We start from the raw sequence: 14,788 nt of genomic DNA, 5'->3' as shown, positions 1-14,788 counted from the left end.
GGGGGCGGCGCGCCCTCACGTCAGCCGGGCGACGGCCTCCTGCGGAGTCAGGGCGGCGCCCTGCCGGTAGGCGGTGTCGTAGCCGGTAGGGCCGAGACGTTCGGTGAGCGTGTCCGCCAGGGCGCGCAGTTCGACGTCGCCGTGGTCGAAGGTGCCGCGGATGGCCCGGCTCAGGCCGAGCGCGGTGGCCGCGCCGGCCGCATCGCCCTCCAGGAACAGCAGCCGGGCCAGCAGATGAGCGGCCGCGGGCGCGTCCATGGTCGCCTGCGCGGCCTGGACGGCCCGGGGCAGCAACGCCCGCGCAGGCGCGGCTTCCCCGGCGGTGAGGAGGTTCGACATCCTGGCGGGCGTCAGCAGGTTCTCGATCGTCTCCGCGGTGAGGCCGGCCTGGCGGGCGAGCGTCTCCATCCGGTCGAGCTCCCGCCCGGCGCGTTCGACGTCGCCGCGGCGACGGCACAGCTCGGCCCGGCTGCCCAGGACGTCGATCTCCAGGACGGGCTGACCCCGCTCCCAGGCCGCTCGTTCGGCGGCTTCGACGTCGTGCCCGGCGCCGGTGAGGTCGCCTGAGCGCATGCGGGCCGCGGCGAGCCCGAGCCGGGCCGAGACCTCGTCCTGCGAGCCGAGCTCGGCGGCGATCGCGATGGCCCGCTCGTAGGCGGCGATCGCCCGGTCGTGCTCGCCGCCGACGGCGTGGATCTGCGCCAGCCCGTACAGCGCCTTGGCCGTCCACCACCGGTCGCCCGTCTCCTCGAACGCGCGCAGCGCCGCCGCGATCGCGGTCGCCGAGCTCTCCCGGTCGCCGCGTTCCCGGTGACGCATGGCTTCGATCATGAGGGTGCAGGCGATCGCCCAGCGGTCCGAGCCGCCGCGCACGAGGCTGATCTCCCGGTCGACCACCTCCTGCGGCCCGATCATCACCGCCACGGGCAGCACGACGGTCAGCAGCGCCGGATGACGCCGCAGCGCGCCCGTACGCGCGCAGTCGTCGATGAGCGCGCGCAGGCGCTCGGGATCCTTGATCGGGCCGCCCTCGCCGGCCACCAGGTGGATCGCGGTGAACGCGGCCCGGGCGTCGGCGGGCAGCGCGTCGCCGAAAGCGGCCACCTTGGCGACGTAGGCGTCGGCCCGCGCGTCGTAGCGGAGCACCACCCAGTACCAGTACAGCGGGCCGAGTAGCCGGGCGGCCGCGTGGGCGTCGCCGGTCTCGATCGCCGTGTGCAGGGCGAACATCAGGTTGTCGTACTCGGCCTGGAACAGCGGCAGCGCCCGCGCCTGTCCGGCCGAGCGCAGCAGCCGCTCGTGCTCCTCGGCCAGATCGGCGAAGTGCCGCACGAGCCCGCGCAGGACGGCTTCGGCCTCCCCGGCGCGGCGGAGCTTGCCGGCCGAATGGGCGCGGATGGTCTCCAGCATCCGGTAGGCGTCCCCGGCCCGCTCCACGATGGACTTGCCGACCAGCGAGTCCAGCAGGTAGGCGATCTCGCTCGCGGGGAGCGTCTCGTCCGAGCAGACCGCCTCGATCGCCGCGACGCCGGTCCGGCCAGGGAAGATCGAGATCCGGCGGGCGAGCGCGCGTTCCTGGTCGGTGAGCAGGTCCCAGCTCCATTCGATGACCGCGTGGAGGGTCTGCTGGCGGGGCTGGGCGGCCCGGTTACCGGTGCTGAGCAGCCGGAAGCGGTCGTCCAGCCGCCGGGCGACCTGCTCGGCGCTCATGGTCCGCAACCGCGCGGCGGCCAGTTCGAGGGCCGGGGCAGCCCGTCCAGCCGGCGCACGATGTCGACGACCGCGGCCGTGGTCGGCGCGTCCATGGCGAAGCCCGGCTGGACGGCCGTCGCGCGATCGCGGAACAGGCGCACCGCGTCCGACCCGGCGGCCCGGGAGGCGTCGGCGTGTGCCGGCGGCAGGGCGAGCGGGCCCAGCCGGCACAGCGTCTCGCCCATCACCTCCAGCGGCTCCCGGCTCGTGGCCAGCACGGTCAGGTGCGGCAGACGCTCCAGCAGGTGCCCGGCGAACTCCGCGACGAGGCCGGCGACCTGCTCGCAGTTGTCGAGCACCAGCACGCCCTCGCCCCCGGCCAGCAGGTTGACCACCCGCTCCAGCGGCGTGCCGGAAGGCTGGACGTCGGCGAGGCTGAGCGTGCCCAGCACCGCGTCGGCCAGCCCTTCGGCCGTGGTCACCCCGGCCAGGAGCACGAGCCAGACGCGGCCACGCTGATGGGCTCGATGCCGGCCGGCCGCCTCGACGGCCAGCCGGGTCTTCCCGACGCCTCCCGGCCCCACGACCGTGACCAGCCGGGAGGTCTCCAGCGAACCGGCCAGCAGCCTCAGCTCGTCCGCGCGGCCGACGAAGCTGGTCAGCGGGGCCGGCAGCCGTCCCCGCACGGCCTGCGGCCGGGGCCGTTCCGGTTCGGGGCGCTCCGGCTCGCCGCGCAGCACCGCCAGGTGCGTGTCGCGCAGCCTCCCGGACGGGTCGATCCCCAGTTCCTCGGCCAGGGTGCCGCGGACCTGCTCGAACACGGCGAGCGCGTCGGACCGGCGGCCCGCCGCGTGCAGGGCGCGCATGCGCAGCCCGGCCAGCCGTTCACGCAACGGGTGGGCGGTGGCCATCGCCGCCATGTCGGCCAGGATCCCGTCGTGGCGTCCCAGGCGCAGCTCCGCCTCGAACCGGTCCTCGGCGGCGGCCAGGCGCAGCTCTTCCAGACGCGGCGCCGCCGTGCCGGCGAAGGGGGCGTCGCGCACGTCGGCCAGCGCGTCCCCCCGCCACAGCGACAGCGCCTCGGCCAGCAGCGAGCCGGCTCGCCGCGCGGCGCCCGAGGCCAGTTCGCGGCCGCCGAGCTTCGCCTTCTCCTCGAAGCGGCAGGCGTCGACGTCCTCGGCGCGCACGTGCAGGCGGTATCCACCGGCCGTCCGCTCCAGGACCCCGGCCTCGCCCAGCGCCTTGCGCAGCCGGTGGACCAGCCCGTGCAGCGCGTTGACGGTGCCGCCGCGCGCGTGCTCCCCCCACAGGTCGTCGACGAGGGTGCCGACCGGCACGGTCCCGCCCTCGGCCAGCGCCAGCCGGGCCAGCAGCGCGCGCACCATCACGCCGCCGACGTCGATGGGCACGCCGTCGCCGGTGAAGGCCCGGACCGGTCCCAGCACCTCGATACGCACAACGGCCAAGGGTACGACGCCCTCGAAAGCGGTGCACTTCTGCTGAAAGGGCGTTCTAAGCGGCATCTAAGTGCTGGTCGCCACCGTGGAGGACGTACGGAGAAGACCACAGAGAGGCAGTGCGATGACAACGCGCGCAAGTGTTCAGCAGGTGCTCGACCGGGCGGTGGCCGAGGCCGGCATCCCCGGCGTCGTCGCCGAGGTCAAGGACGGCGACCGCACCTGGTTCGCCACCGCCGGCGTGGCCGACCTCGGGACCGGCGCCGCCCGCCGGCCCGGCGAACACGTGCACACGGGCAGCAGCGGCAAGGCGTTCACCGCGGCCGTGCTGCTGAGCCTGGAGGCCGAGGGCAGGCTAAGCCTGGACGACACGGTCAACACGTGGCTGCCGGGCGTGCTGGACGCCAACGGCTACGACGGCGACAAGATCACCATCAGGCACCTGCTGAGCAACACCGGCGGCCTGTTCGCCACCGGCCTGGCGCCCGAGGTCAGCCACCGCTACGCCACCCGCTCCGGGATGCTCCGGCACCGCTTCGACGCGTTCACCACCGACGAACTGCTGAGGCTGGCGATCTCCCAGCCTCCGGTCGGCGCGCCCGGCGAACGTTTCGAGTACTCCAACGGCGGCTTCCACATCGCCGGGGCGATCATCGAGAAGGTCACCGGCAGCACCTACGAGAAGGAGGTCGACCGCCGGGTCGTCCAGCCGCTCGGCCTGGCCCACACCCGCGTGCGCCCGCCCGGCGACACCGGGTACCCCGATCCGCACCCGCGCGCCTACTCCACCATGTTCTTCAAGGACGGCGTCGACCCCTCGACGATCACCCCGGAGAACTGGGAGTCGCTCATGGAGGAGCCCGGCCTGCCGCCCCTGGACGTCACCGAGTTCAACACCTCGCTCGGCTGGTCGGCCGGCAACGTCGTCTCCACGACCGGTGACATGATCCGCTTCCTCGGCGCGATGTCCACCGGCAGCCTGCTGCCGCCGGCCCAGCATCGGCAGATGTGGACCACCGTCTCGACCGAGGGCAGCCACTGGATGCCGTACACGCGTTACGGCCTCGGTCTGTTCGAGCTCGACCCGCGGGCGACCGGCGGCGTGACCCTGCGCGGCGTCGGCGGCAGCCTCTGGGGATCGTGGATGCTCGTGATCGGCACCTCCGACGGCCGGCACACCGTCGCCGTCCACACCAACACCGAGTGGAAGACGTGGGACATCATGTTCCAGCTCGTCGAAGCGGAGTTCGGCATCTCCGTCGGCAGGTGAGCCGGAACTGACGGAAGGGGGCGTCCGCGGACAGGCGCCCCCCTTCGGCGGCCGCCGAGCGCTTCGCGGCGGCGCGCACGGTCGGCGAGCGTTCGTGCTCGGTCCGTGCTCGTACGCCGCGTAGTGCCATGTCAGGCCCGGCGCCGTGGCTCCACGTAGTTTTTGCGTGACCGAAATCCCGATAAATACGGGCTTGTGGTGGATTACGGCGCTCGGGAAGGATGCTGGGAGGTGGACGGTGATCCCGTCCGATCGCAGGCGAGACGAAGGACGCCGGATGACCCAGGCCGACGCGGTTGCATCACTCGTGGAGCGCAGGTTAGGCCGCGCCCTCGATCCCGATCTCAACTTCTTCGAAGCCGGTTTCGACTCGCTCGCCCTGGTCGAGCTGCACGAGGAGATCACCGGCGCGCTGGGCCTGAAGCTGCCGGTCACCGCGATGTTCACCCACCCGAACCTGCGTGCGCTCTCGCACCTGATCGCGAAGGGCCAGACGCCCGCCCCGGCCAGGCAGGACGGCGCCCGCCGCCGTCCGCTCGGCGGCAGCCGCCGCGACGTGCGCGCCAGGATCCGCGAGGAAGGTCGGTGACCTCGCACGAACAGCCCGTCGCGGTGATCGCGATGGGGCGTCTCCCGCTGGAGCCCGGAGCGGCCGAGGAGGCCGGACACGATCCAGGAGCTCAGGTCGTCCGGGTGTACGGCGGGGTGGGCAAGGCCTGCGCGGCGCTGCTGGCCGGGGAGTGCGAGCTCGCCGTGACCGACTCCGGCGAGCTGCCGCCCGGAACGCTGCGCGGCACCCTGGTCCTGCGGCTGCTCGACCGGGCGTTGCTCGACGGCGACCTGGTGCACCGGGTGATCTGGCCCGACGACCTGGAGGTCGAGGAGGGCTACCCGCCGGTGCACGCGCCGGGCGACGGCCGCCCGCGGGTCGTGGTGTGGTCCGGCCGCACCCGCGAGGAGGCCGAGTCGATGCGGCGAAGCCTGGCCGGTTTCCTCGCCGGCCTGCCGGAGGACCGCTACGCCGACGTGGCGGGCACCCTGCAGCAGGGACGCGTCCACCACTCCGTGCGCGGCGCGGTGGTCTGCCGGAGCGCCGCGGAGGCCGCTCTCGCGCTGGGCCGGGAGCACACCTACGAGCAGGAGCCGGTGCGCCTGACCCTCCCCGCCGAGACGGCCGGTCTGTACGGCGTCGAGCCGGTGTTCACCGAGGCCGTGGACGTGTGCGAAGAGGTCTTCGAGGCCCGCGGCGTCGCGGCGCCACCCGCCCTCACCGCCGCCTACGGGCTGGCCGCCACCCTCGCCGCCTGGGGCGTCCTGCCGGACGTCCCGGACCCGGCGGCCCTCGCGGACGACCCTTCGCCGCACGAGACGCTCGCCGCCCTCACGCGGGCGAACGCCGGGGCCGAGATCGAGGCAGGTCACGACCGGGCGGGGTTGCTGGCCGCCGTGGCCAGGTTCTGGACGGGCGGCGGCCGGGTGGACTGGGCCGCGCTCGACCCCGACCATCCGCTGCAACGCGTCCCCATCCCGAGGCCGCAGCCGGAGCTGCCCGCCTCCGTGGAGGAGCCGCGCCCGCTGTCGGCGGTGCCGTACTCCTTCTGGGTGCTGGAGCAGCTCGCGCCGGACAGCGGCGTGTCGAACCTGGCGGTGGCGCTCAGGTTCCAGGCCCCGCTGCGCAGGCTGCCGCTGCAGATCGCGGTGAACCGGCTGGTCAAGCGGCATCCGGCGCTGCGCCTGCGGTTCCCCGTGGTGGACGGGACGCCCGTCCGGCACCTGGTGGCGCCCCAGGACGCCCAGCTGAAGGTCGAGACCCGGGCCACCACGGAGGAGACGCTGGTCGCGGACCTGCGGTCCTTCCTGGACGAGCCCTTCGACCTGGGCCGCGACCTGCTCATCAGGGTGGGACACTTCACCCTGCCCGACGGCGCCGGAACCGTGGTGTGCCTGGCCGGCCACCACATCATCATCGACGGCACCTCCATGCAGCTCCTGGTGGAGGAGCTGGGCCGCTTCTACGACAGCCAGACCGGGCACGGCTCGCTGCCCCCCGAGCTGGCCGGGCCCGCGCCGATGCTGGAGCCGGGGGAGCCGTCGGAGGAGTCGATCGGCTACTGGCTGGACCGGCTCGACGGCGTCGACCCCAACGCCATGGTGCTGCCGGGGAGCCGGCACTCGCCGGGCCGTCCGACGTTCGCCGGGCACACCTGCTCCTGGCAGGTGGACGCCGAGACGGTGGCGGCCCTGGACGAGCTGCGCGCCAGGCTGCGCACCACCGGCAACATCGTGCTGGCCACCGCCTTCCTGCTGACGCTGCGCGGGCACGGCGCCGGCCCGGACCTGGTGATCGGCATGCCGGTCAGCACCAAGACGGGCGAGGAGCACCGGCGCGTCGGCTACGCCGTGAGCACCCTGCCGCTGCGCGTCCACGTCGAGCTGGACGACGACTTCGAGCAGGTCGCCAGGCGCGTGGAGGAGGCGTTCGCGGAGGGCGTCGAGCACGCCGGGGCCTCGGTGGAGGCGGTGCTGACCCGCCGTGGGCACGGCACGGACGACTGGCGCGTCCCGCTGTTCCGGCACATGTTCAACTACCGGCCCTGGAGCGACGAGAAGGTGCACATCCAGGGCGAGGTGCCCGGATACGTCGACAACCTGATCGACCGCAGCCGCCTGGACATGCAGTGCAACGTCATCCAGGAGCCGGACCGGCTCACCGTCCGCATGGTGCACAGCACCGAGGTGCACGACGAGGACGAGATCGCGGCGTTCACGGCCAGGCTGTGCGCGGTGGTGCGGCAGGCGGCCCGCGGCGGCGTGCCGGACGTGCTCTCCCCGGCCGACCGGGCGCTGCTCGACCGGGTCAACGACACGGGCCGCGCGTGGCCCGGCACGCTGGCCGGGCGCATCCTGCCGGGCCCGGCAGTGGCGGTGCGCGAGGGCGGCCACGAGGTCACCTACGACGAGCTGCTGGGGCGTGCGGCCGGGGTCCGCGACCTGCTGCGCGAGCGAGGAGTGGGCGACGGCGACGTCGTCGCCCTGGCCCTGGGGCGCTCGGCGGACCTGGTGGCGGCGGTCCTCGGCGTGTGGCAGGCCGGAGCGGCGTTCCTGCCGCTGGACGTGCGGCAACCGGAGTCGCGCCTGGCCTTCCAGGTGGCCGACTCGGGGGCGCGGCTGGTCGTCGCGGCGGGCAGCCCGGACTGGGCGGGCAGGACGCCGGTCGTGCCGATGCCCGGCACAGTGGGGGACCACGTACCCGCCGAGACCGGGAACATCGCTTATGTCATCTACACCTCCGGCTCCACCGGGCAGCCCAAGGGCGTGCAGGTCACGCACGGCAACCTGACGAACCTCGTGCTCGACTTCGCCGAGCGGCTGGGCGCGCCCACCAGCGTCCTGTGGTCCACCACCACCTCCTTCGACATCTCCTGGCTGGAACTGCTGTTGCCGCTGGCCTCCGGCGGCACCGTGGTCGTGGCCTCCGACGAGGACCAGCTGCAGCCGGGCAGGTTCCTGGAGCTGATCGCCGCGAGCGACGTCCAGGTCGTGCAGGCCACGCCCACCGCGTGGCGGCTGGTCGCGCCGGAGGCCGGGCGGGAGCTGGCCGGACGCACGGTGCTGTGCGGCGGCGAGCCGATGCCCGCCGCCCTGGCCAGGGACCTGCTGGAGCTGGGCTGCCGGGTGTTCAACGTCTACGGGCCGACCGAGACGACCATCTGGTCCACCGCCGCCGAGCTGCGCGAGCCGCCGCTCGACCCGGTCCCCGCCGGGGAGCCGCTGGCCAACACCCAGATCTTCGTCACCGACGCCGCGGGCCGCGAGCTGCCGCCGGGCGTGCCGGGCGAGCTGTGCGTCGCCGGCGCGGGGGTGAGCGCGGGCTACCTCGACCGTCCCGAGCTGACGGCGCAGCGCTTCGGGCACCACGACCGGTACGGCAGGTTCTACCGGACCGGCGACCGCGCGCGCATCCGCCACGACGGCGGGCTGGAACTGCTCGGCCGCGACGACCGGCAGATCAAGCTGCGCGGCCACCGCATCGAGCTCGGCGAGGTCGAGGCCGCGCTGCACGAGCACGGGACGGTGCGCACGGCCGCGGTGATCCTCGACGGCGACCCGCAGACCGACGGACGGCTCGCCGCCTTCCTGGAGGTCACCGGCGAGACCACCGAGGAGGAGCTGTGGCGCTTCGCCAGGACGCGGCTGCCCGACTACGCCGTCCCCACCCGCTACATCGTCACCGACAGGCTGCCCACCACGGCCAACGGCAAGATCGCCTACCGCGAGCTCAAGGTGCCCGACGAGGGCCGCGCCCCGGCGCGGGAGGCGGGTGACGGGCTGGTCCGGCAGGTGGTGGCGCTGTGGAGCGAGGCGCTGAAGCGCCCCGGGCTCGGGCCGCACGACAACTTCTTCCTCAACGGCGGCCACTCCGTGCTGGCCGTCCGGCTGATCGGCCCGCTGGAGGAGCTGGCGGGCCGCGCCGTCTCGGTACGGGCCGTGTTCGACCATCCGACGCCGGCCGAACTGGCCCTGCACCTGGGGGAAGCCCGATGACGCCGTGGTACGTCCAGGTCAAGGAGGGGGAGCGGGCGCTGGTCGCCTTCCCGCACGCGGGCGGCGGTCCGGCCTCGCTCGGCGAGCTCGCCGGGCACTTCCCGCCCGAGGTGGGCCTGTGGTCGGTCAACCTGCCGGGACGTCAGGCCAGGCTCGCCGAAGAGCCGCGGACCGACCTCGACGGGCTGGTCGACGACCTGGCGCGGGACCTGGCCGGGTGGCGGGAGCCGTACACGCTGTTCGGCTACTGCAGCGGGGCGTTGCTGGCCTTCCTCGTCTGCCGGCGCGTGGTCGAGCTGGGCGGGCGGCCGGAACGGCTGGTCGTGGGCTCGTTCGCCGCGCCGGACGTGACCCTGCTGATGCGCCGCCTGCCGTCGCTGCCGTCGTGGCTGTTCTGGGAGCAGCTGATCGAGCTCGGCGGCGTCCCGCCGGAGCTGGCCGACCGGGAGGCGCTCTGGCCGGTGCTGGAGCCGGCGCTGCGCGCCGACTTCGGGCTGCTGGCCGGCTATCACCACCGGCCGGGACCGCCGTTGCCGGTGCCGCTCTCCGTCCTGTACGGAGCCAGGGACGCCTCGCTGACCAGGGGCGGCCTCCTGGGCTGGCGGCGCCAGAGCGTGCACAGGCCCGCGTTGAAGGAGCTCGACTCCACCCACTGGCTGGCCGAGGAGACCCCGGACGCCCTGGCAGCCGCGATCGTTGAGGAGATGGGATGCGCCTCGGTTACAGCATGAGCTACTGGGGCGGCGCGGGCCTCGGCCCGGCCGACCACCTGGCGCTGGTCCGCGAGGCGGAGGCCCTCGGCTATTCGTCCGTGTGGGCGGCCGAGACCTACGGGACCGACCCGGCGAGCCTGCTGGCCTGGATCGCCGGCCAGACCGAGCGCATCGCGCTCGGCACCGGCGTGCTGCAGATGTCGGGACGCAAGCCCGTGGTCGCCGCGATGACGGCGGCCACCCTCGACCAGCTCTCCGGCGGCCGCGCCCGGCTGGGCGTGGGCCTGTCCGGCCCGCAGGTGGTCGAGGGCTGGCACGGCGAGCGCTTCGAGCGGCCGGTGGCCCGCGCCCGTGACTACCTCCAGGTGGTGCGCAAGGCGCTGGGCGGCGAGCCGGTGCGGCACGAGGGACCCACGATGACGCTGCCCCTGCCCGGCAGCGAGGGCAAGGAGCTGGCGCTGGCCGTCGCGCCGGTGCAGGAGCGGCTGCCGGTCTACCTGGCCGCGATGGGCCCGAAGACCGTCGCGCTGGCCGGCGAGCTCGCCGACGGCTGGCTGGCCATCCACTTCCCGCCCGACCACCTGGCCCGGACGGCCAAGCACCTGAACGGCGCCGACCTGGACGTCGCGCCCATGGTGCTCACGCTCGTCGAGGAGGACCAGGAGCTGGCCTACGACATGATGCGGCCCATGCTCGCCCTCTACCTCGGCGGCATGGGCTCACGCCGGACCAACTTCTACAACCGCCTGGCCGCCACGCTCGGCTTCGAGCAGGAGGCCGCCCGCATGCAGGAGGCCTTCCTGGACGGGCGGCAGGGCGAGGCCATGGCGATGCTGCCCGACGCGCTCGTCGACGCGATGACCATGTGTGGCCCCGCGGGCAAGGTGCGCGAGCGGATGGCGGCCTACCAGGAGGCGGGCGCGACCACGCTGATCGTCGGCCTGGTCACGCCCACCCGGCGGCTGCGCAGCCGTCAGCTGCGGCTCATTGCGAGTCTGGCTCCGGCATCCCGATGAGCTTGGCCAGCGGCGACCAGGCCATCGCCGCGATCGGCACCAGCGCGCCGATGGCGATGACCACCCACAGCGTCGTACGCGTGCCCACGGCGCCGGCCAGCAGGCCGGCGCCGAGCGCGCCCAGCGGGGCGGGGATCAGGCCCAGCGAGTAGATCGAGGCCACCACCCGGCCCTGGAGGTGCGGCGGGGTGACCGTCTGCACCAGGCTGGTGTTGGTGACGAAGAAGATCTGCGAGCTGACGCCGCTGACCAACTGCGCGACGACGAGCATCGCCACCGACACCCAGACCGGCCCGACGGCCAGCGGGATGAGGAAGAGCGCGAGGTTGCCGTACACCATCGACCACACCAGCACCTTGCCGATCGCGTAGCGCCGCATCACCTTGACGGCGACCAGCGCCCCGATGATCGCGCCCACGCCGCCGCCGGCCAGGATGCTGCCGAACCAGCCCGCGGGCACGCCCAGGTCGCGGATCACGTACAGGGCGTAGATCGAGTTCATCGAGCCCAGGATGAACAGCGAGTACACGGCCGAGGAGACGGCCAGCGGCCGGATCAGCTCGTGCCGCATCACCCAGCCCATGCCCTGCCAGATCGCCTTGTGCACCTGCCCGGGGGTGGTGTCGTCCGGCTCGGGCCGGGCCTCCGGCCGCTTGATCAGGGACACCGCGATCGCGGAGGCCAGGTACGACACCGCGTCGATGATCAGCAGCGCGGGCGCGGCGAGCACCTTCAGCAGCGCCGCGGCCAGGCCGGGCCCGAACGTCTGGGCGGCCGACTCGGTCAGCTGCAGCTTGGAGTTGCCCTCCATGAAGTTCTCCCGCGGCACCAGGAACGGGAAGTAACTCCGGTAGGCCGTCTGGAAGAGCGTGCTGAGCAGCCCGAGCGCGAAGATGACGCCGTAGAGCCAGGTCAGCGTGAGCAGGTCGGCGAACCAGGCGACTGGGATCAGCATCAGCAGCACGAAACGCGCCACGTCCGTCCAGATCAGGATGGGCCGCTTGCGCACCCGGTCGGCCAGCACGCCGAACAGGAGGAAGAACACCATCGGCAGCCGCAGCAGGAAGCCGACGACGCCCATCTCCGCCTCGGAGGCGTTCAGGATGGTGACCGCTATGACGGGGAACGCGAAGAGACTGATCGCCGAGCCGAACTGCGACAGGCTCTGGCCCGCCCACAGCCGCAGGAAGTCGGGGTGCTTCCAGAGGCTCGTCTGCTCACTGGTCGGGGATGCCATGATCCATCCACCTTCTGATCTCGGTGGCCGCTCCGGCGACCAGGGGTTCGTACAGGATCGGGACGCGTTCCTCGGGGATCGCGAAATGGGCGAGCCGCCCCTTGGCCACGGAGGGCCAGTTGCCGTCCTCGCGCGTGGGCGCGAAGAGCGCGACGTCGCCGTCGTAGGGCTCGTGCCGGTAGCCGCCGACCGCGTGCGCGTTGGCCCGGAACACGGCCAGGTAGCGGCGCGCCTGCTCGACCTCGGCGGTGTCGGGCGCCAGCCGGTCGGCGGCGGAGGCGGCGCCCATGACCGTGAGCAGTTGTTCCTCCGGCGGCCGGGCGGCGAGTTCGGCCGGGTCCAGCCCGAGGGTCTCCTCGGGGCCGCCGGCCAGCGCGTGGAACAGCAGGACCGTGTCGTCCTCCAGCGACGCCTCGGCCACGGGCTCCTCGGCGTTGGCGTAGAGGAGCACGACGAGCGGCACCTGCTCGCCGCGCTCGCGCAGGCGCCTGGCCACCTCCAGGGCGATGTTCCCGCCGATGCAGAACCCGCCCAGCACGTACGGCCCCGTCGGCCGCACCTCCAGCAGGTCGGCCACGTAGGCGTCGGCCATCTCGGCGAGCGTGGCGTGCGGCTCCTCGCCGGGCACGAGCCCGCGCGCGGCGATGGCGTACACCGGCTGGTCGGGGCCGAGGCGGCGGGCCAGCGGGTGGTAGCGGAAGACCTGGCCGCCGAGCGCGTGGATGAAGAAGATCGGCACGCGGTCGCCGTCCGGGTTGAGGGGCACGACGTGGCTCGGCGGCGCCAGGTCCTCGGGCTGGCGGAGCACCCTGGCCAACTTGCTGATCGTCGGCGCGGTCAGCACGGTGCCCACGGGCAGGCTCCGCCCCAGCTCCTGGCGGATGCGGGCGGCCAGCCGCAGGGCGCTCAGCGAGTGGCCGCCGAGCTCGAAGAAGTCGTCCAGGATCCCGGCCGCGGGCACCTGCAGCACCTCTTCGTAGAGCGTGGCGAGGCGCGCTTCGACCTCGTCGCGAGGCGGCACGTACGGCCGGCCGCCCGCCGTCTCCGGCGGAGGCAGCGCGGCCCGGTCGAGCTTGCCGCTGCGGGTGAGGGGGAGCGCGTCCAGGCGCACCCACCGGCGCGGGATCAGGTGGTCGGGCAGGACGTCCTGAAGGTCGGGCACGTCGCCCACCACGTAGCCGACCAGGCTGTGCCCGTGCGCCGTGACGGCCGCGTCGCGGACCCCCGGCTGGGCGCGCAGGACGGCCTCGATCTCGCCGGGTTCGACGCGCATGCCGCGGATCTTGATCTGGTGGTCGGTGCGGCCGAGGTATTCGAGTTCGCCGGTGGGTAGCCAGCGGGCGAGGTCGCCGGTTTTGTAGAGGCGCCTGCCGTCGGGTGCGGGGAGGAAGCGTTCGGCGGTGAGTGCTGGTTTGCCGAGGTAGCCGCGGGCGAGTTGGATGCCGCCGATGTAGAGCTCGCCGGGGGTTCCGATGGGGACGTCCTGGAGGTGTGAGTCGAGGACGTGCAGGGTGGTGTTGTCGACCGGCCTGCCGATGGGGACCAGGGTTTCTCCGGGTTGGCAGGCGTGCCAGGAGACGTCCACGGCCGCTTCGGTCGGCCCGTAGAGGTTGTGCAGTCCGGGCAGGTCGTGGCCGGGTGGGAGGGCTTCGCCGGAGCAGATGATCCGGGGCGGGAGCTGGACGTCCTCTTCTTCCAGGAAGGCTTGGAGCATCGAGGGGACGAAGTGGGCGGTGGTGATGTTCTCGGTCTTGATGAGGTCGCGCAGGTAGGCGGTGTCGCGGTGGCCGCCGGGGCGGGCGATGACCATGGTGGCGCCGGTGATGAGCGGCCAGAACAGTTCCCAGACCGAGACGTCGAAGGTGGTCGGCGTCTTGTGCAGGACGCGGTCTTGCGGGGTGAGGTGGAAGGTGTCCTGCATCCAGCGCAGCCGGTTGACGATCGCTCGGTGGGAGACGCCCACGCCCTTGGGCCGTCCGGTGGAGCCGGAGGTGAAGATGACGTAGGCCAGGTTGTCCTCGCGCACCGGCGGCGGCGTGAAGCGACCTGCTGAACCGGCGGCGGTGAGCACGGTCTCGGCGCCCGCGTCGGCGAGCATGCCGCGCCGCCGTTCCTCGGGGTCGGCCGGGTCGAGCGGCAGGTAGGCGCCGCCGGCGGCCATCACGCCGAGGAGCACGACGGGCAGGTCCAGGCCGCGTTCCATGGAGACGCCGACCGGCTGGTCCACCCGTACGTCCAGCCCGGCGGCCACCGCGCGGGCTCGTTCGGCCAGCTCGCGGTAGGTCAGCCGGTCGCCCTCGAAGACCAGCGCCGTCGCGTCGGGGGTGCGCTCGGCCTGCTCGAAGACCAGCTCGTGCAGGGTTCCGCCCGGATGCTCCCGGTCGGTGGCGTTCCACCGCGCGAGCTGAGCCGCGTCCTGCGCCGAGATGCCGATCTCTCCTGACAGTGCGCGCAGGTAGTGGTCCCGGATCGCCGCGATCTGCTCGGCGGGGAACTGCGTGGTGTCGTAGGAGATGGTCAGCGTCAGCCCCTGGCCCGGCGTCCGGACGAAGGCCGTGCTGAAGGCGAAGTCGGTCTGCTCGAAGAAGTCCTGGCCCTCGATGGGCGTGGCGGCGGCGCCGTTCACGTGGAAGTCGCGGAAGTCCACGTGCGTGTCCAGCAGGCGCGCGCGACCGCTGGCCCGCTGGATCTCGAAGAGCGGGAAGTGCCGGTACGGCAGCGCCGCCACCTCCGCCTGGAAGACCCGCTGGACCAGGTCGGGCGCGTCGGCCCGCACCCGCAGCGGGACGGTGTTGAGGAACAGGCCGAGCACCTCGTCGCCGGCCTCGCTCTCCGGGCGGCTGTGCGTGAGCATCCCC

9 protein-coding genes (1 of these 9 only partly in view) are annotated in these 14,788 nt (G+C 73.5%); 5 read left to right on the top strand and 4 right to left on the bottom strand.

Annotation, left to right across the window (positions count from 1 at the left end; genetic code table 11):
- Positions 1-15: 15 nt before the first annotated feature.
- Entirely contained in the window at positions 16-1,710 is a 1,695-nt protein-coding gene (locus ACNF49_RS38185; protein WP_482940666.1) for an ATP-binding protein, read from the bottom strand.
- Positions 1,707-3,149, bottom strand: a complete 1,443-nt coding sequence (locus tag ACNF49_RS38180; protein WP_482940665.1) for an AfsR/SARP family transcriptional regulator — start codon at positions 3,147-3,149, stop codon at positions 1,707-1,709. The genes ACNF49_RS38185 and ACNF49_RS38180 overlap by 4 nt, the downstream gene beginning before the upstream one ends.
- A 124-nt stretch (positions 3,150-3,273) precedes the next feature.
- Between ACNF49_RS38180 and ACNF49_RS38175 the strand changes: the two genes are divergently transcribed.
- From ACNF49_RS38175 to ACNF49_RS38155, 5 genes are all read left to right on the top strand, one after another.
- Positions 3,274-4,419, top strand: coding sequence for a serine hydrolase domain-containing protein (locus tag ACNF49_RS38175; protein WP_482940664.1), 1,146 nt, complete (start codon positions 3,274-3,276; stop codon positions 4,417-4,419).
- 277 nt (positions 4,420-4,696) lie between these two features.
- Positions 4,697-5,008 carry an acyl carrier protein gene (locus ACNF49_RS38170; RefSeq protein ID WP_482940663.1) on the top strand — a complete coding sequence of 104 codons (312 nt, stop codon included), beginning with the start codon at positions 4,697-4,699 and terminating at the stop codon, positions 5,006-5,008.
- Positions 5,005-8,964 carry a non-ribosomal peptide synthetase gene (locus tag ACNF49_RS38165; protein WP_482940662.1) on the top strand — a complete coding sequence of 1,320 codons (3,960 nt, stop codon included), beginning with the start codon at positions 5,005-5,007 and terminating at the stop codon, positions 8,962-8,964. The genes ACNF49_RS38170 and ACNF49_RS38165 overlap by 4 nt, the downstream gene beginning before the upstream one ends.
- Complete coding sequence (locus tag ACNF49_RS38160) at positions 8,961-9,695, top strand: thioesterase II family protein (protein WP_357971960.1); 735 nt, start codon at positions 8,961-8,963, stop codon at positions 9,693-9,695. The genes ACNF49_RS38165 and ACNF49_RS38160 overlap by 4 nt, the downstream gene beginning before the upstream one ends.
- Positions 9,674-10,693 (top strand): LLM class F420-dependent oxidoreductase, encoded by a 1,020-nt coding sequence (locus ACNF49_RS38155; protein ID WP_357971958.1) that lies wholly within the window; start codon positions 9,674-9,676, stop codon positions 10,691-10,693. Before ACNF49_RS38160 ends, ACNF49_RS38155 begins: the two co-directional genes overlap by 22 nt.
- Here the strand turns inward: ACNF49_RS38155 and ACNF49_RS38150 are convergent.
- Complete coding sequence (locus tag ACNF49_RS38150) at positions 10,662-11,930, bottom strand: MFS transporter (protein ID WP_482940661.1); 1,269 nt, start codon at positions 11,928-11,930, stop codon at positions 10,662-10,664. The two genes, ACNF49_RS38155 and ACNF49_RS38150, sit on opposite strands and share 32 nt — an antisense overlap.
- Positions 11,911-14,788, bottom strand: partial view of a non-ribosomal peptide synthetase gene (locus ACNF49_RS38145; RefSeq protein WP_482940660.1) — the 3' portion only. 743 nt of this gene lie beyond the right edge of the window; the window shows 2,878 of its 3,621 coding nt (coding positions 744-3,621); the start codon falls outside the window, past its right edge; the stop codon is at positions 11,911-11,913. Before ACNF49_RS38145 ends, ACNF49_RS38150 begins: the two co-directional genes overlap by 20 nt.

Source organism: Actinomadura sp. ATCC 39365, assembly GCF_054392275.1.
Note: the sequence above shows the minus strand (reverse complement) of the source record. Positions and strands in the feature narration are given on the sequence as shown.